Genomic DNA, 16,943 nt, shown 5'->3' on the forward strand with positions numbered 1-16,943 from the left:
AATCCACCAGATCCTAAGTCTGGCGCGTCTGCCAGTTCCGCCATGCCCGCATGGTGGGTCATGGAGGACTCGAACCTCCGACACCCTGATTAAAAGTCAGGTGCTCTGCCGCCTGAGCTAATGACCCTTGGCTGGGGCGGCAGGATTCGAACCTACGATGCAGGAGCCAAAGTCCTGTGCCTTACCGCTTGGCTACGCCCCACTAACTAATCAGATATTAGATACCGGGCGTCAGAAAAATTCTAACCTCATATTTTCGGCATCCAACTTCTAATTTATTTTATATTATGGGGTGGATAGTGGGACTCGAACCCACGGCCTCCAGAGCCACAATCTGGCGCTCTAACCAACTGAGCTATACCCACCATATAAACTGTATATGGCGCGCCCGAGAGGATTCGAACCTCTGGCCTACGGATTAGAAGTCCGTTGCTCTATCCAGCTGAGCTACGGGCGCTTGGAGCGGGAAACGGGATTCGAACCCGCGACATTCAGCTTGGAAGGCTGACGCTCTAGCCAACTGAGCTATTCCCGCATGGTCGGGGCAGAGGGATTCGAACCCCCGACCCCATGGTCCCAAACCATGTGCGCTACCAAACTGCGCTATGCCCCGACATTTTTAAAGACAATGTATAGTATACATTAAATAGTTTTTTGAGTCAAGATTATTTTAACATAACTCTTTCAGTATTTCAAACATGTTTTTAAATAGTTTTCATCTAATTATATTGTATTGATATGTGCTTTTATAGTGCCATCAATGATTTCCAAAATTCCATAAGTCCCCGGGCCGCCATTTTTAGGCAAAGCCGTGCTGCCGGGATTAAGAAATAATATATTATCAATATACGTATTTTCAGGCAAATGGGTATGACCGAAAATAACTACATCTGCTGAAATTTGTTGTGCTCGAGTAAGAAGTTCCCTATACCCATACTTTACCCTATATGTATGTCCATGTGTTAAAAAGATTCTTTTCCCTTGAAGCTCTAAAATCTTTTCAGTTGGTTCAATGGCAAAAGGATCACAATTTCCCGCCACACAAAATACCTTGTATTTTAATGTTTCAAGATAGCGAGCATCAGAAACTAAATCTCCCGCATGAATAATTATATCTATATCCTTCATATATTTCAAAGCTTTTTCAGCAATGTTTCTCATCCCGTGAGTATCACTTAATACACCGATCTTCAAGCTTTGCCTCCTATTATATATACATATCAAGATGTTTTTTCATTTTTCCCAAGGCTTTTGCGCGATGGCTTATCCTATTTTTTTCATCAATAGAAATCTCGGAAAGAGTTCTTCCTAAATCAGGAACAAAAAAAACCGGATCATAGCCAAAACCCTCTATTCCACAAGGTCTTAAAGCAATAAATCCTTCAAGTATCCCATGTTCTAAAAATATTTTACCATCAGGAAAAGCAAGGGCTAAGCTGCACATAAATCGAGCCTGTCTTTTATCTAAGGGAACATTCTTTAATCTTTCAAGCAGTTTTTTTATATTATCTTCATCAGTAGCGTGCTCGCCAGCATACCGAGCTGTGAAAATTCCGGGTTCCCCTTTTAGTGCATCTACCTCAAGACCTGAATCATCTGCAAGTGCAGGTAAACCTGTTTCTTTAGCTGTAACACGCGCTTTTATGAGTGCATTTTCATCAAAAGATGTACCTGTTTCTCTAATCTCTATATGAGGAAAGGCTTCCAATGATAAAAGTGTAAAGGAGATATCTCCTAGCATTTTTTTAAATTCTAAATACTTTCCTTTATTCTTCGTAGCAATAACCAAAGTTCTCATTTTGCTGTTCCTTTTTTAAAAATCTAACAGTAATTTCTTTTGTATACACACCAACTCAGATATCCCCTTAAAGGCAAGATCTATTAAATCATTCATATCTTGCCGTGTAAATGGAAAAGCCTCCCCGGTCCCCTGTATTTCAACTATCTGACCTTCATCGGTCATTACCAAGTTCATATCTACCTGTGCACGAGAATCTTCCTCAAACCTTAAATCCAACATTTTTTCCCCATCTACAATTCCTGCACTTATAGCAGCCACATAGCTTTTAATGGGATTTGTTTCAATTTCTTTATTATCCTTAAGAGTTCTTATCGCATCACCTAAAGCAATAAAGGCTCCCGTTATTGAAGCTGTTCTTGTTCCTCCATCGGCTTGGATTACATCACAGTCCAACCAAATAGTCCTTTCACCTAGAGCTGAAAGATCCACAACTGATCTTAAGGCCCTTCCTATTAATCTCTGAATTTCCATCGTTCTACCACTGGGTCTTAGTGTTTCACGTACATTTCTCACTTCAGTAGCTCTAGGCAACATAGAATACTCGGCAGTAATCCATCCTTGGCCTTTTCCTCTTAAAAAAGGTGGAACTTTTTCATCCACCGTTGCCGTACATACTACTTTCGTATCTCCGGCTTCAATAAGCACAGAACCCTCGGCATATTTATTAAAGTTTCTAGTGATAGTTATAGGCCTAATCTCATCATTGGCCCTTCCGTCTACTCTTGCCAAAAATTTTCATCCTCTCTTAGTAAACATTTGCATATAATTATTCTGATAGATGTATGCAATAAACAATCAAATACTATTTGGATTGACATAAAGCGGCTTAAAAATTGGGGTTTCAAGAACTGTGCCTTCAGGCAAAACACCGGCTCTGCCTTCCACTTGTATACTTACTAATTCAACGCCTGGAAATTCCGAAACGGTCAACACCACCGAATTCACAACAGACTGCTCTACATCAACACCGCCACCGTATCCTTCAATTTCCTTGGAAAAATTAACTACGACTTCGCTGTCTTTTTGAATCACATCAAGTACCTTTGTATCTTTTGGCAGGGGCGATACAAGTGCAGTACCGTCGGCAGGGCCTTTAATCAATTCTTCTAATGCAGTTTTTATTTGATTCTGCGTCCTTGATACCATTCGAGTTACCGGAACAAAATAATCAAAATTTCCGCTGCTGCTTCCGGATTTAAAATATAAGGTCACTGGTACCATTTCTGCTGATGCAATCACTGATGCTTCAAGCGTTTCAAGATTTATGCCTTTTCGCTCAAGTGCTTTTACCTCATTGCTATAGGGAGTTTTTTCCAATACTTTGCCATCAATCAATATCTGAACTTGTTTTATTGCTGGAAATTCCGTTAATGTATATACTACAGAATTAATGGCATTTTGCTCTGCCGTTTTGTCTGAAAACTGTAAAAAATTAGCATTAAAATCCACTTTAGCCAAGCCATCGTTAATACTCATACCCAATACTCTCGTGCCCTCAGGAAGTGTGGGCCTTAGCCCTTTTTCAGCCAATTCTGCTCTCAACTCAGCATTGTCTACAAGGTTTTCCAGTGCAGCCTTCCCAATACCTTCCACCCACGGTATATCTCGTGTTACTGGCACTAAAAAGTTATGCTCGTTCACAAAATAAAAAACTGTTCTTCGAAGATGAGATGCAGCCTGTTCAGGTTCTTTTGCAGTTTCCGTTACCTCTTTCTGCGGCTGCTCTCTCTTAAATAAATCACATCCCATTGTAAAGCTTGTGAGCAAAATAAATATAATCAGCCAATAAATTAACTTTTTCGGCATAAATAAACCCCCTCTTTTTTTAATCTAATTAATATATATTTTTGAAGAGGTTTTTTATGCCGGTAAAGGGAGATGATTTATTTATCTTTCATAGTTCGTTTAAAGTATCCCCCTTTACTTGCTCTGGTATCCATAATGGTAACAAAAGCTGTTCTGTCGTTATCATCTATAAAATTTAAAAGGTTATCCAGCTCTTTTCTCGGCAAAGACACAATCAAAACTTTCTTTGAACCCTCTTTACCCTTACCTTCCAAAACAGTTACTCCAAAGCCCATATCTCTGATCAATGAGCAAAGATTGTCCTGTTCTGTGATTATTTGCACAGTTGTAAGACCGATGGCAAGCTTTTCTTCGATAAAGCTTCCCACAACATTTCCTGTCGCAAATCCTAGAGCATACACCAGTAAATTTATTGGGTTGTCTAAACCGCTAACCACTTTATTCAAAGCCGTTATGTAGATTATAACTTCGAAAAAGCCGATGCAACCGGCGATAAGGCCCTTGCCTCTGACAATCATCAAGGTCCTCAAAGTTGCCAAAGAAACATCAGCAACGCGAGCAATAAAGATTAGCAGATATCCCCCAAGCAGCGATAACAAAATATATCCCTCCCGCTATTATTACCATAATCCTGTCAAAAATCAACGTTATCATATCAAAGTGCAAATTCTATGTCAATTAATTTTTCCGCTAAAATAATCAATTATTCCCTGACATATTCCTTCAGCAGCTTTTTGTCTAAAGTCATCGTTCATCAAAAGTACAAAATCGTTTTCATTAGTCATAAAACCTACTTCAACTAGAACCGACGGCATCTTTGTTTCCCTTGTAACAACAAGTCCTGGTCTTTCAACTATTCCTCTATCATTTAAATTGATATAGCTTACCACAGCTTTCTGCACCGCCTGTGCCAATAGTTTTTTCTCCGGAACTGGGAAATATAGTGTTTCAGTTCCTGATGCAGCGGTACTTGTTGCTGTGTTATTATGAACACTAACAAATAAATCGGCATTAATCTCATTAGCTATACCGGCTCTAGCATATAAATCAACGAAAATATCACTGTCTCTTGTCATGTGAACTTTAGCACCATTATCTTCCAAAAGTTTTTGTAATTTTAAACCAATATCTAGATTAAGATCCTTTTCTTTTATATTATTAACTATGGCGCCAGGTTCACTGCCACCATGGCCCGGGTCAACTACTATGAGCTTTCCTTCAAGCGGTTTAAGGGAAGATTTATAGATTTCCAGTCTTACACGAGACGAAGGAGGCGATGACAACATTTCACAGTTAACAAACGAGTTTAGATTAAAAACTATCTCAAGGTTATAGCTTCTGGTATCCTTTACTTTAACCAGTTCGATATATTCTATGATATCATCTGCTATTCTTATTATATTTTGATTAAGTAAATTCTCTCCAATTGCTACACCCGGCATTACAATCTTAAATTGTTTTTTGCTTTTATCGGCTTTTAATTCATAGCCTATCTTGCCATCTGCGGTAATTTCGATAAAAGTCGCATCACCCTCCCTTGTTATTTCTATATCTTCCACAGTATGCACTTCTGAAAATATTACTGAAAAAACATTATCATCCCGAAATACTTGATAATTAATATCATTTTTTAAATCAAATACAACACGTACGGTATTTTCAGAAAACTGTCCGAAACGAATATCATTTATAAAATCATTTTTAGGGATCTCTAGCGGTGCTATTGCAGAAAGCTTAAGATCGTCTATATCCAGCACTAACCTGTCGGGATTTGATAATAAGAAATAATTCATATCAGAAGCATTTGTCGCCTTAAGCTTAATTAATAATTCATCGGGCTGATTTTCGATTGTTACATCTTCAAGGACGTTATCAAAAGTCAAAAAAATGGTTTTTTTGTCCGATGAACTATATATACGCGAAGAAACTTCGGGCTTTAGGTCGAAAATAATCCTTGTTATAGCCGGTTCATTGGATATTTCACCTGCAACAGCCTTATCTAAGAAATCATCATCTATGTTTAAAACATTTTTAAGGGTATCCAGATTCGCGGTTACATCAATTGCCAATTTATTGGCAATTTGTGTTTCGACTTCAGTATATTCTAACGGTCCATCACCTTTTATTATTACTGATGGCTTACCTTCTACTACTTCATAGGAAAAATCTATTATTTTTGCTCTGTTTCGGTTAATTATAACTCTTCGCAGATCATTGTCCCACTTAACTTCTGCTCCAAGAGTTTCTCCCAAAAAGCGCAGTGGAACCATTGTCCTATTATTTATTATCGTTGCGGGAACATCTAAAAGAATTTCCTGCCCATTCACCAAGGCTTTTTTATCATCAATTTTTAAAATAATTGTTTTCGTGGTAGTTATTATTTGGACAAGCCTATTGTCATTATCCCAGTAGACTTCTGCTCCAAGATTTTCAGAAATTACACGGACAGGAGCTAAGGTCCGGCCATTTATAATCACCGGTGGTACATCTGAATTGATTTTTGCATCATTTATGTAAATTTCAATGGGACTCAAAGCTGCCAATCCATAAACAGGAATGCACAGCATCAAAATGAAGATTACATTTGCGGCGAATATTTTTTTAAACATTATTCTGAAACCTCCTGTGGTAATTGCAACTTCTAACCTGTGTTTATATATAACTTCGACCTTGTCTTGCAAAATCCTTTAGAAAAAGACAAGTGTAATGAAATTGTAAAATTAAACATATCTTAAAAAATAAGAAAGATTGTTCCAAAAGCTATAATTTGGAACAATCTTTGTTTGACTTTTGCCAATGCTATTTTACTAAATTATACCATCTATCAGGTTTTATAGGATTTTTTATACTCACATTACTTGTTACATAGTCCCTAGTCTTGCCATTAATCAAAAACTGCACCTGGTCAATACCATCAATAGCAGTTAATGTTCGACTTACAGCTTCAATAGCAATTTCTGCATATTGAGTTTCGTTGTGAAATTCAAAGAGAGAATTTAAGTCTAAATCGACTTCAGCTATGCCATCTGCAACATGAAGATTCTTAATTTCAATTTTCTTGGGAAAAATTTGCAAATTTTCTATATTGCCGGCACCTTCGCTCAAATACTGCAATGCTACCCTAGCTTTATCTTCCGCTTTTACTTTATCCGACTTTATTGTAACCGGAATTAAATACTTTTTATTTTTATCAGTATAATAGATTGTTAAGTACTTACTTAATTCATCGGGATTTTCTTTATCTTTTTCATATTCAGCAGGATTTAGCAAATTTATGAACTGCGGTCTTTCTAGCATTGTTGCATATGGTTTACCATCAACAGTAATATTTATATGAAATATATTACCACATTCTGTTAATGTATAAATAATCTGCTTTTTCGCTGTATCCATTTTGTCACCTGCCAGAAATTCGCCGGAAACATCAATAGATGCCGTATCACCGCTAATCTCTAAACTATTTAATTTTACATCGGCAAGTTCATTTTTAAATCCTTCAGGAGCGACTCCGGAAAATAGTAAATCAATAGCAGTACTTGCCTGAGTTATATAATTCTCTACATTAGTATCTATGCTATAAGTTGCAGGCGTCAAAAGCCCGTTCTTTATATAATAAATCGAAACCATTTTACCAGATAAAATAGATGGAGTGGAATATGCTGAGTCTGTAGGAAATGATTCTGCGTTACATCCTGCAAGTATAAATATAATAAACGTAATTAAAACAGCATGTAATAATCTCTTCAAGAAAATATCCCTCCCATAGTCCATCCTTCCTTTATTTTACCATAAAGAAAGTTTCTTATCTACGGTCGGGAAATATTTTTCTTTTTTGTTTTAAAAGTCTTTCCTGAAGCTTGTCTTCATTTATACGATAACTTAAAGTAAATAAACTATCTATCAAATGCACGTTTTCTACTATTATACCATCTGCATCATCATCCATCGTAATTTCTGTCGGCGTAAAATTCCATATCCCTCGAATGCAAGTTTTTGATAAAACCTCAACGATTTTTTCGGTTTTGTCTTTGGGTACTGTCAGTATTGCAATGTCTACATCATTTTCATTAATAAAATACTCCATATCTTCTGCGGAATATATGGGAGTGTTGTTAATTTTACGACCTATTAGGTTGGGATTTGCATCAAAAATAGCAATAATATTAAAGCCATGAGTTCTAAATTCGCTGTAGTTTGCCAAAGCCTGCCCTAAATTTCCTGCTCCTACAAGTATCATTTTATGTAGAGTATTTAAACCTAAAATTTTAGAAATCTCTGTATAAAGCTGCAATACATTATAACCATAGCCTTGTTGACCGAATTCGCCAAAATTGTTTAAATCTTGTCTTATTTGAGATGCGGTAAAACCTAAAATCTTGCTGAGGTCTTGGGAGGAAACTCGTTCTACATTATTTTTAAGAAGATTTCCCAGACATTTATAGTATTTGGGTAGTCGTTTAATTACGGCCATGGATACCTTCTTTATCTCATCGGGCTGTTCCAAATCATCACCCCGCTTGTGATTATTTTAACATAAATATATCATATCGCTTTTCTCCAGTCAATTCAGACATTAAACCTAAAATTAATGATATCCCCATCTTGTATTATATACTCTTTTCCTTCCAGACGAAGCTTGCCTAGCTCCCTTGCTTTTACCATATTGCCACATTCCTTGAAATCCTTAAAGTTTATTACTTCCGCCCTTATGAATCCTCTTTCAATATCTGAATGTATCTTACCTGCAGCAGCTTTTGCATTTGTACCTCTCGTAATCGTCCATGCCTTTACTTCGTCTTCTCCGGCAGTTAAGAAGGATATTAAGTTAAGTTTCTCATAAATAGCCCTTGCAAGTAAATCTATACCTGATTCTTTAATATTCAACTCTTTCATAAATACTGCCCTATCTTGCTCATCCAGTTCGCTGATTTCTACTTCTGCTTTGGCACTTACTTCAAAAGCAGGAAGATTTTTCTCCTTACAATAGTTCAAAATTTTTTCCCTACTCTCATAACCTTCGGCCAATTGTTGCTCATCAACATTAATAACTATAATTACAGGCTTAACGGTTAAAAAGTCAAGATGTTCAATTATCCTTTGTTCTTCCTCGGATAGCTCGATATCAGAAAGTCCGATTTCATTTTCTAAGGACTCTCTAAGTTTTTGCAAAACTTCTCTTTCCGCTGTAAGTTCTTTTGTAATTTTTTTACCGGCATCTATTCTTTCAATTCTTGTTTCTACAAGCTGAAGATCTGCCAAGAGCAATTCCATTCCGATATTTTCAATATCTCTGATTACATCTATTGACCCTTCGTGGTGCAGTATGTTTTCATCTGAAAACGCCCTAACTATATGGACAAGACAATCAACTTTTCTTATATTGTCAAGAAACTGGTTGCCGGAACCTTTCCCTTCACTGGCTCCGCTTACTAAACCCGGTATATCAATAACTTCAATCTGAGCATATGTAACCTTTTTCGGTTTATAGACCTTTGCCAAAAAATCAACTCTTTCATCAGGCACTCTTGCAAGACTGAAATTAGCGTTGATTTTTCCGCTTTGAAATGCGCTTGTTTCTACTTTTGCGTTTGTCAATAAATTAAAAAAAGTAGTTTTACCTACAGTAGGTAATCCAACTAATCCAACCTTCAATTTAACAAATCACCTCTTAACTTTTAAATCCAATGCTGTGGTTTTATAAATCCTTAATATATATTTTATCCTTAAAACAATTATAAAGCAACATATAAAGCTGAAGTTAAAGTTGCTATTTATAACTTGCTATCGTTAACTTTACAACTTTTTTACTTAAAAATAAAACGTAGAAACGGTATATCCCGCTCTACGTCCTAATTTCGCTTTGGTGGAGAATAGGGGGATCGAACCCCTGACCTCTTGAATGCCATTCAAGCGCTCTCCCAGCTGAGCTAATTCCCCTCCTGGTTTATAACAAAACTGTTAATCTACAAGCATTTATTAGTATAATAGGTTTTAAAAAAAATGTCAAGGCATCTTTTGGTGGGCGCGGCAGGTTTCGAACCTGCGACCTCTTGAATGTGAATCAAGCGCTCTCCCCCTGAGCTACGCGCCCTTATTTTGGTGGAGATAAGGGGGATCGAACCCCTGACCTTCTGATTGCGAACCAGACGCTCTCCCAGCTGAGCTATATCCCCATAAATTCAATAATACAATATCATGTTTATACACTATGAAATAAAAACTCAATGTGAAGTAATTATAATATAAAATTCATTAAAATTCAAGACCGGCTGTTTTTATTTTAATTGACCTATTCTATTTATCGGCCATATTCTGTAAGTAGCTTTCCCTATTACTTGATTTTGTGAAACATACTTATTCTCCCAGAACCTACTGTCTTTAGAATTATTTCTATTATCACCCATCATAAAGTAGTGGCCTTCAGGAACTTTATATGGCCCAGAATCACTATACATAGGTTCTTTTATATATGTTTCTTGGATTGGCTCATTATTTCTATAAAGTGTTCCATCATTGATTTCTATTATATCCCCGCCCTTACCAATAAGACGCTTTACAAAAGTCTGATGCGGATCATCAGGATATTTAAAAACTACTATATCGTTATAATCCGGAACCTGAAACCGATATATAAACTTATTAACAAGAATCCTATCATTTATTTCAATTGTAGGAATCATAGAACCTGTAGGGACTATCATAGGTTCAAAAATAAACCCCCTTATAATAAGAGCAAGCACAAGCGCAAATACAATCGCTTTAATCCATTCTATTACCTCTGTTTTTATGTCTTTTTGCATATACACTTCACCGGACCCCAAATTTATATCGTCTATTTATATTTCTTAATTGAAGCTGTAAAACCACCTATTTTAAAACCACCTATTTATTATAACACAAAATAATTTTTTACAAAGCCTTTATAAAAAAATTGTTAGCATCAAATATCCTGCAAGTGTTAATACATATCTTTAAAACTTATGGATAATATCATACATAGTTTAATTACTGCAACCGAATTAGTAGAACTAAGGTTTTTTTCCAAATCTTACTACATACCGCATTTTCCCGTCTCGAACAAATTTATCTACCCATGTGTCAATTTCTTTTACATCGGTAAGATAAACCTTATTCTGTTCTAAATCCTTTTCTAGTGTAAATTTCATCATCAATCCCTCTTCGGTATGCGGAAATCTTTGTGCAGATATAAAATTACCCATCGAATATATTACATATTTTTTGATTATCCTGCCATCAGGCTCTTGGACTTCCATCCATTCACCCGGTTGAATCACATGGGGATGGCTGGCTACTATAATATCGGCACCGTTTTTGAGCACAAGATGTGCTAAATTTCTCTGTGCTTTAGAAGGCGATTGCTGATACTCTTCGCCAAAATGAAGATATACTACCACAGCATCGGCTTTTTCTCGAGCCCTTCTTATATCCTCCAGTATCAGTTCTTCATCAATAAGATTCACCAGATACTTTTTATCGGTGGGAACAGGTATGCCATTAGTGCCATAGGTATAAGATAGGAAAGCAATGTTTATATTATTTACTTCTTTTACCAGAATTTGCTCTCTATCCTCTTCAGATTCATAAGTCCCGATAGGCGTTAGGCCTCGCTCTTTTAGGACTTCCAGAGTTCGAAGAGCTCCTTTAGCACCCCGATCAAGACTATGGTTATTCGAAGTAACGATTATGTCAAAGCCGGCGTCTTTTAGAGCATCAGCCAACTCGTCAGGGCTATTAAACATGGGATAGCCTGTATATTTTTGTTCTTTACCTGCCAATGTCGTTTCAAGGTCAGCCATAGCTATATCGGCTGAAGTTATTTCATCTTTTACTACATGGAAGAACTCCGAGTAATCAAAACTATCATTTTTTTCATTGTAACCTGCCCAAATCTGACCATCGTGCATCATTACATCCCCCACAGCAAGTAGAGTCACAGTTGGATTTGGCAAGTCTTCTTTTTCTTCCGGGAGCTGTTCTTCGATAAAGTTTTGCGTCATATCGCCAATTATTTCTGTTTCCGGCATATTTATACCCAAAAGTTCACAGATGCTTAAGCCTTTGTAACCAGCGTAGATATATGTAACGGCACTAATGGTAATAATAATTGAAATAATCAAGGCAACCTGAGAGCTGTAAAATGCTTTTTTCTTTCTTTTCATTAAAGCAACCTCTTTCCTCATACTGCTTTAGGCATACAACAATTTTTTTTGAATCTTATACCCTCTATTAATTTAAATGCACGTCCTATATTGCTATAATATTATATTATTTTAAAAAAATAAACAAATAAAACAGAGTAACTACAGCTTTAGAGATTTCTATAAATAAGCTCTGTTTTGTATAAAGTGTAGAATTTCCATAAAAATTTTTTGCTATTTTTTCAATTTCATAAAACAGTCAACTATATTATCATTTAAGTATAGAAAACATATCGGAAAGAGGGAAAAGGACTTATGGCCAAGGTAATATTTAAAAATATAAATAAGGTTTATCCTGGCGGCATCAAAGCCGTTATAGATTTCAATCTTGAAATTGAAGACAAGGAATTTGTAGTGCTTGTAGGCCCTTCCGGCTGTGGAAAATCTACAACTCTTAGAATGGTAGCAGGGCTTGAGGAAATCTCCTCAGGAGAATTATATATTGGCGATAAACTCGTAAATGATGTTTCTCCAAAGGATCGTGACATAGCAATGGTTTTTCAAAACTATGCTCTTTATCCTCATATGAATGTTTATGACAACATGGCTTTCGGCCTAAAATTAAGAAAAATACCCAAATCTGAAATTGACCAACGGGTAAAGGAAGCTGCCTCCATACTTGGCATTGAAAACCTTCTTGATCGTAAACCTAAAGCATTATCCGGAGGGCAACGGCAAAGGGTGGCACTGGGACGAGCAATCGTGCGGGAACCTAAAGTTTTTTTGATGGATGAACCATTATCCAACTTAGATGCAAAGCTTAGAGTTCAAATGAGAACTGAAATTGCAAAACTTCATGATAGACTTAAAACTACTTTCATTTACGTCACACACGACCAGACCGAAGCTATGACCATGGGTAGCCGTATTGTTGTAATGAAGGACGGATACATCAACCAAGTAGATACACCACAAAATATCTATGATTATCCGGTTAACACATTTGTTGCAGGGTTCATTGGCAGCCCCCAAATGAACTTTATTGATGCAAAGCTTTCAAAGGAAAATGACAAAGTCTATGTAAGTTTAAATGACGTAAAACTGCTCATCCCGGAAGGCGTTGTTAAAAAAATTGACCCTTCATATTTAGATAAAGAAATTATCTTAGGAATACGCCCTGAAGACATCCATGATGAAGCAGCATTTCTTGATTACTTTCCAGAATACTGCTTGAATGCCAAAGTAGATGTCATAGAGCTGCTAGGCTCAGAAACCTTCCTTTATCTTACTGTGCAAGGAAATTCTCTCACTGCTCGAGTTGACCCGCGCAGCAATGCTCGCGTAGGCGATACCATTAAAATCGGTTTTGATATGAACAAGCTCCATCTCTTTGACAAGACCACCAAAAATCGAATATTAAGCTGATTTAAATCTTATTTAGTTGTTAATTTGTCAAAACTAGTAAAAAGGCAATTACTCCTTGCAATAAAGTTCATAGGGTAATTGTCTTTTTATATCTTTTATTTTTGTTTTAAATAGGATATCATATTTATGGTGATAAGCATGGAAGGTTTATTATTATCGATTTTATCTGAAATAAATTCAAATATAAAAACACCTTTTGTATTGCTTGATAAGCATGGGCAAAAGATTTTTGGTCAAGACTTAAATGGCGATAATATAAGTGAAAAAAATATATTTCTAATAAATAAAATTTATACTTTACAAGCTTTACTGCCAAAAAATCAGTTGGAAGACTTATGCTTTTTTCTTGAAATTACGGTTAAAGCAAAATTCGATAGAGAACTGGCAGCTTTCATCAACGGAAAAAATTCTACATTAACTGATTTTCCCTTCCCCTGTGGTTTAGCTTTGATTCAAAGTGAGTTTCTTGCAGAAATAGAAGGGTTTATTAATACAATTTTCGAAGAAGGCATGACTGCTAGAATTGATGATATGTTACTGTCATTTTTACCCATAAGTAATTTAGATGAGTTAAAGGAAACTTCTTCAGCACTGTATCAAACCATAGCTGAAGAAGTTTCCCAAAAAGCCGTCATCAGTCTTGGAGGAATTGCACATTCTCAATCTGAGCTAATCAGAGCTTTCAATGATGCTAAAAAAGCTTTGATATTTGCTTCTCGAAAAAATTTCGGTGTTCTTCATTATCCGGAAATGGCCTTAGAGCTGCTTATTTCCTTACTGCCTTCAGAAATTCGCCATAACTATAAAAATGAAATGGAAATGAATTTTAAAGACTTAGATAGTGATACCATAAATACAATACGAGTTTTCCTCGACTGCAATCTTCACATAGCACAAGCAGCTCGACAGCTTTATATTCATCGAAATACGCTCATTTACCGACTGGATAAAATTTATACCATTACAGGGCTGGATTTGCGAAATTTTAATGATGCCATAAAAATGAAAATTCATCTCATTTTAAATGACTTTTTCTAGTGATTCCTTAAAATTGTGCAAACACACCATAGTTTTTAAAGTAGTTCATTTCTTCCCATTTCTTTCAACTGTTCCACAACCTTCTTGACATCTTGAGCTTTTTCTTTTGGGCAGACCAATAGGGCATCATTTGTTTCTACAACAATCATATTTTCCAAACCTACCGCTGCTACTAAGCGACTGTTGGAATAAATTATAGAATTTCGTGTATCGATGGCTATAAAATCACCTCGTGTGATATTGCCATTTTCATCAAGAGGAAACACTTCTCCTAAGGAATCCCAAGATCCTACATCACTCCAGCCAAAGTCTCCCGGAATAACAACGACTTCATCAGATCTTTCCATTACACCATAATCAATAGAAATACTTTGTAAAGCAGGATATATTTCCTCAACTACAGTTTTCTCCTTAGGTGTATCTATAAACGGCTCAAGTTCTAATAAACCTCTATAAAGCTTTGGCAAAAATCTTTCAAAATTCTCAAGAATAACTGATGCCTTCCATGCAAACATTCCACTATTCCAAAGATAGTTTCCATTCTTTAAATATTCTTTTGCCTTGACAAGATTAGGTTTTTCCACAAAATCTACAACTTCATATGCTATTTTACCCTCTGCAGGTATGGATCGTTCCCTGTCGTATTTTATATAGCCATATCCCGTAGATGGAAAGGTGGGATTGATTCCTATAGTTACCAGCTTTTCAGTGTTCTCGGCTATACTGTAAGCAGCGTTTAGAACTCTTTGAAATTCATCAGCATCTTTTATATAATGATCTGAAGGAAAAACGCCCATTACAGCATCGCCGCAGCGTTTTTTAATAACCATAGCCGCATAACCGATACACGCTGCAGTATTACGTCCAACGGGTTCTGCCAAAACATTTGCTTCAGGTATATCTTCCTGAATAACTTTACTTAGCATTTTCTTTTGGATTTTATTGGTAACTATTATTATTTTATCAGTCGGAACGATACTTTTAATTCTTTTTATTGTATCATTAATCATGGTGTCTTCGCCGGTTATATTTAAAAACTGTTTCGGTGTGTTTGCCCTGCTTAATGGCCAAAATCTAGTTCCTCCCCCACCGGCCATAATTACTCCATACATATACGTTTCCTCCCGTATCTTATTATCATATAAGGATATTGTATCCTTATTTGTAAAATATGTTACATCGTATGACCTTTATTTATCACTTTTTAGATGCATTTTAATCACATATATAATATTTAAACAATGCCTGTGTTCCGCTGTTCTCTTCACCTTTTTGAGCCAATTCTTCATATAGGGAAAGGGCTAGCTCAAGCCCGGGAGTTTTGAGTCCCATCTCTTTAGCTGATTCAAGAGCGATTCTAATATCCTTAATAAAGTGTTTTATGTAAAAACCCGGTTCAAAATCTCCCGATAGCATTCTAGGTGCTAAATTGCTAAGGGACCAACTGCCTGCCGCTCCTGATTCTATGCTCTTTAAAACATTTTGGGGATTAAGACCTGCCTTTTTAGCATATGCCATAGCTTCACAAACACCTATCATATTAGAAGCAATCGCAATTTGATTGCACATCTTCGTGTACTGTCCGGCACCCGAGCCGCCCTGTAAAACAATGTTTTTGCCCATCGCCTCAAATATAGGCCTTATCGTTTCAAATGCTGCTGATTCGCCACCTACCATAATAGAAAGTTTTGCTTCTCGTGCTCCAACATCGCCACCGGAAACAGGCGCATCTAATGCATGCAATCCCTTAGCTTTTGCTGCTTCATAAATTTTTTGAGCCAGTTTAGGGCTGGATGTAGTCATGTCAATGAGATAAGAGCCTGCCTTAGCATTCTGTATAATCCCGCCTTCGCCAAAATATACCTCTTCTACATCTTTAGGATATCCTACCATTGTTATAGTAACATTAGTTTCCCTGGCAATTTCCGCTACCGTATCCTTCCATATAGCACCCTGCTTAATCAGTTCTTCTGCCTTGGCCTTTGTCCGATTATAGACCATCACTTTATAGTCGGATTTTAATAGATTTGCTGCCATGCTCCTGCCCATAACACCAGTGCCTATGAAACCGATAATCATCTTTTCTTTACAAACCGACATTTAATTTCCTCCTCATGTTTTCTCAAAATCACTGAAATTAAAATGCTTTAATTGACAAAAATGTTGTTTTTATAAAAACAATGTAGTAATTATTGACTCAATTCCTGTAAGGCTTCAGCATAAGCACCCATGGTTTTTTCATCAAAGCAAACCATATACACTTTTTCAATGCTTCCATTATCTTTTAAAAAATTAAGTATCTCTCGAATAGCAATTTTAGCTGCACGATTTAAGGGGAATCTGTATGCTCCTGTGCTTATAGATGGAAATGCAATTGTTTTTATACCATTCTTAGCTGCAAGCTCAAGAGAATTTCTATAGCACGAGGCAAGAAGCTCATCCTCATTCGCATTGCCTCCTTGCCATACTGGCCCCACTGTATGTATTACATATTTCGCTGGCAGCTTATATCCCTTTGTGATTTTTGCCTCACCGGTTTTACAGCCATTTAATTTGCGGCATTCCTCCAAAAGCTCCGGTCCAGCAGCACGATGTATGGCGCCATCAACGCCACCGCCACCGAGCAATGTATTATTTGCCGCATTTACAATGGCATCAACCTTAATCTTCGTGATATCACCTAAAACAACCTGAATTTTCTTCATTAACATCAC

General features: G+C 36.5%; 16 protein-coding genes and 9 tRNA genes. 2 read left to right on the forward strand and 23 right to left on the reverse strand.

Annotated features, from left to right (window positions below; genetic code table 11):
- Positions 1-51: 51 nt before the first annotated feature.
- From BUC45_RS10845 to BUC45_RS10940, 20 genes are all read right to left on the reverse strand, one after another.
- Positions 52-127: transfer RNA gene (locus tag BUC45_RS10845), tRNA-Lys, on the reverse strand.
- Between the two features lies 1 nt (position 128).
- Positions 129-202: transfer RNA gene (locus BUC45_RS10850), tRNA-Gln, on the reverse strand.
- Positions 203-288: 86 nt separating this feature from the next.
- Positions 289-365, reverse strand: a tRNA-His gene (locus BUC45_RS10855).
- A gap of 15 nt (positions 366-380) precedes the next feature.
- A tRNA-Arg gene (locus BUC45_RS10860) sits at positions 381-457 on the reverse strand.
- Between the two features lies 1 nt (position 458).
- Positions 459-535: transfer RNA gene (locus BUC45_RS10865), tRNA-Gly, on the reverse strand.
- A 1-nt stretch (position 536) separates the two neighbouring features.
- Positions 537-613: transfer RNA gene (locus BUC45_RS10870), tRNA-Pro, on the reverse strand.
- 110 nt (positions 614-723) lie between these two features.
- Positions 724-1,194, reverse strand: a complete 471-nt coding sequence (locus BUC45_RS10875) for a metallophosphoesterase (protein WP_296972314.1) — start codon at positions 1,192-1,194, stop codon at positions 724-726.
- A gap of 13 nt (positions 1,195-1,207) precedes the next feature.
- The gene (locus BUC45_RS10880; protein WP_296972315.1) at positions 1,208-1,798 is read right to left on the reverse strand and encodes an XTP/dITP diphosphatase; all 591 of its coding nucleotides are present in this window, start codon (positions 1,796-1,798) and stop codon (positions 1,208-1,210) included.
- Between the two features lie 15 nt (positions 1,799-1,813).
- Positions 1,814-2,530: a ribonuclease PH gene (rph, locus tag BUC45_RS10885; protein ID WP_296972317.1), complete on the reverse strand. Its 717-nt coding sequence runs from the start codon at positions 2,528-2,530 to the stop codon at positions 1,814-1,816.
- A gap of 66 nt (positions 2,531-2,596) precedes the next feature.
- Positions 2,597-3,607 (reverse strand): GerMN domain-containing protein, encoded by a 1,011-nt coding sequence (locus BUC45_RS10890; protein ID WP_296972319.1) that lies wholly within the window; start codon positions 3,605-3,607, stop codon positions 2,597-2,599.
- A 77-nt stretch (positions 3,608-3,684) separates the two neighbouring features.
- Positions 3,685-4,206: a DUF2179 domain-containing protein gene (locus tag BUC45_RS10895; protein WP_296972320.1), complete on the reverse strand. Its 522-nt coding sequence runs from the start codon at positions 4,204-4,206 to the stop codon at positions 3,685-3,687.
- Between the two features lie 75 nt (positions 4,207-4,281).
- Complete coding sequence (locus BUC45_RS10900; protein ID WP_296972322.1) at positions 4,282-6,216, reverse strand: N-acetylmuramoyl-L-alanine amidase family protein; 1,935 nt, start codon at positions 6,214-6,216, stop codon at positions 4,282-4,284.
- A 190-nt stretch (positions 6,217-6,406) separates the two neighbouring features.
- The gene (locus BUC45_RS10905; protein WP_296972325.1) at positions 6,407-7,354 is read right to left on the reverse strand and encodes a GerMN domain-containing protein; all 948 of its coding nucleotides are present in this window, start codon (positions 7,352-7,354) and stop codon (positions 6,407-6,409) included.
- 55 nt (positions 7,355-7,409) lie between these two features.
- The gene (locus BUC45_RS10910) at positions 7,410-8,111 is read right to left on the reverse strand and encodes a redox-sensing transcriptional repressor Rex (protein WP_296972327.1); all 702 of its coding nucleotides are present in this window, start codon (positions 8,109-8,111) and stop codon (positions 7,410-7,412) included.
- Positions 8,112-8,173: 62 nt separating this feature from the next.
- Positions 8,174-9,259, reverse strand: a complete 1,086-nt coding sequence (gene ychF / locus BUC45_RS10915) for a redox-regulated ATPase YchF (RefSeq protein WP_296972330.1) — start codon at positions 9,257-9,259, stop codon at positions 8,174-8,176.
- 209 nt (positions 9,260-9,468) lie between these two features.
- A tRNA-Ala gene (locus BUC45_RS10920) sits at positions 9,469-9,544 on the reverse strand.
- 79 nt (positions 9,545-9,623) lie between these two features.
- Positions 9,624-9,698, reverse strand: a tRNA-Val gene (locus tag BUC45_RS10925).
- Between the two features lie 6 nt (positions 9,699-9,704).
- A tRNA-Ala gene (locus tag BUC45_RS10930) sits at positions 9,705-9,780 on the reverse strand.
- Between the two features lie 102 nt (positions 9,781-9,882).
- Positions 9,883-10,407 (reverse strand): signal peptidase I, encoded by a 525-nt coding sequence (gene lepB, locus BUC45_RS10935; protein ID WP_296972332.1) that lies wholly within the window; start codon positions 10,405-10,407, stop codon positions 9,883-9,885.
- A gap of 228 nt (positions 10,408-10,635) precedes the next feature.
- Complete coding sequence (locus BUC45_RS10940; protein ID WP_296972333.1) at positions 10,636-11,787, reverse strand: CapA family protein; 1,152 nt, start codon at positions 11,785-11,787, stop codon at positions 10,636-10,638.
- Between the two features lie 294 nt (positions 11,788-12,081).
- On the opposite strand from BUC45_RS10940, the gene ugpC reads away from it, so the two are divergent.
- Both ugpC and BUC45_RS10950 read left to right on the forward strand, forming a co-directional pair.
- Entirely contained in the window at positions 12,082-13,191 is a 1,110-nt protein-coding gene (gene ugpC, locus BUC45_RS10945; RefSeq protein ID WP_296972335.1) for a sn-glycerol-3-phosphate ABC transporter ATP-binding protein UgpC, read from the forward strand.
- A 126-nt stretch (positions 13,192-13,317) separates the two neighbouring features.
- Positions 13,318-14,229, forward strand: coding sequence for a helix-turn-helix domain-containing protein (locus BUC45_RS10950; RefSeq protein ID WP_296972337.1), 912 nt, complete (start codon positions 13,318-13,320; stop codon positions 14,227-14,229).
- A 35-nt stretch (positions 14,230-14,264) separates the two neighbouring features.
- On the opposite strand, the gene BUC45_RS10955 is transcribed toward BUC45_RS10950, so the two are convergent.
- The 3 genes from BUC45_RS10955 to BUC45_RS10965 all read right to left on the reverse strand — a co-directional run bounded on the left by BUC45_RS10955 (position 14,265) and on the right by BUC45_RS10965 (position 16,934).
- A complete protein-coding gene (locus BUC45_RS10955) occupies positions 14,265-15,341 on the reverse strand; it encodes a mannose-1-phosphate guanylyltransferase (RefSeq protein WP_296972338.1) in 1,077 nt (358 codons plus the stop codon).
- 103 nt (positions 15,342-15,444) lie between these two features.
- Positions 15,445-16,329, reverse strand: a complete 885-nt coding sequence (locus BUC45_RS10960) for an NAD(P)-dependent oxidoreductase (protein ID WP_296972340.1) — start codon at positions 16,327-16,329, stop codon at positions 15,445-15,447.
- Positions 16,330-16,418: 89 nt separating this feature from the next.
- Positions 16,419-16,934 (reverse strand): O-acetyl-ADP-ribose deacetylase, encoded by a 516-nt coding sequence (locus tag BUC45_RS10965; protein ID WP_296972341.1) that lies wholly within the window; start codon positions 16,932-16,934, stop codon positions 16,419-16,421.
- Positions 16,935-16,943: the final 9 nt, after the last annotated feature.

The sequence above is a fragment of the Tepidanaerobacter sp. EBM-38 genome (assembly GCA_001896545.1).
Lineage (GTDB): Bacteria > Bacillota > Thermosediminibacteria > Thermosediminibacterales > Tepidanaerobacteraceae > Tepidanaerobacter.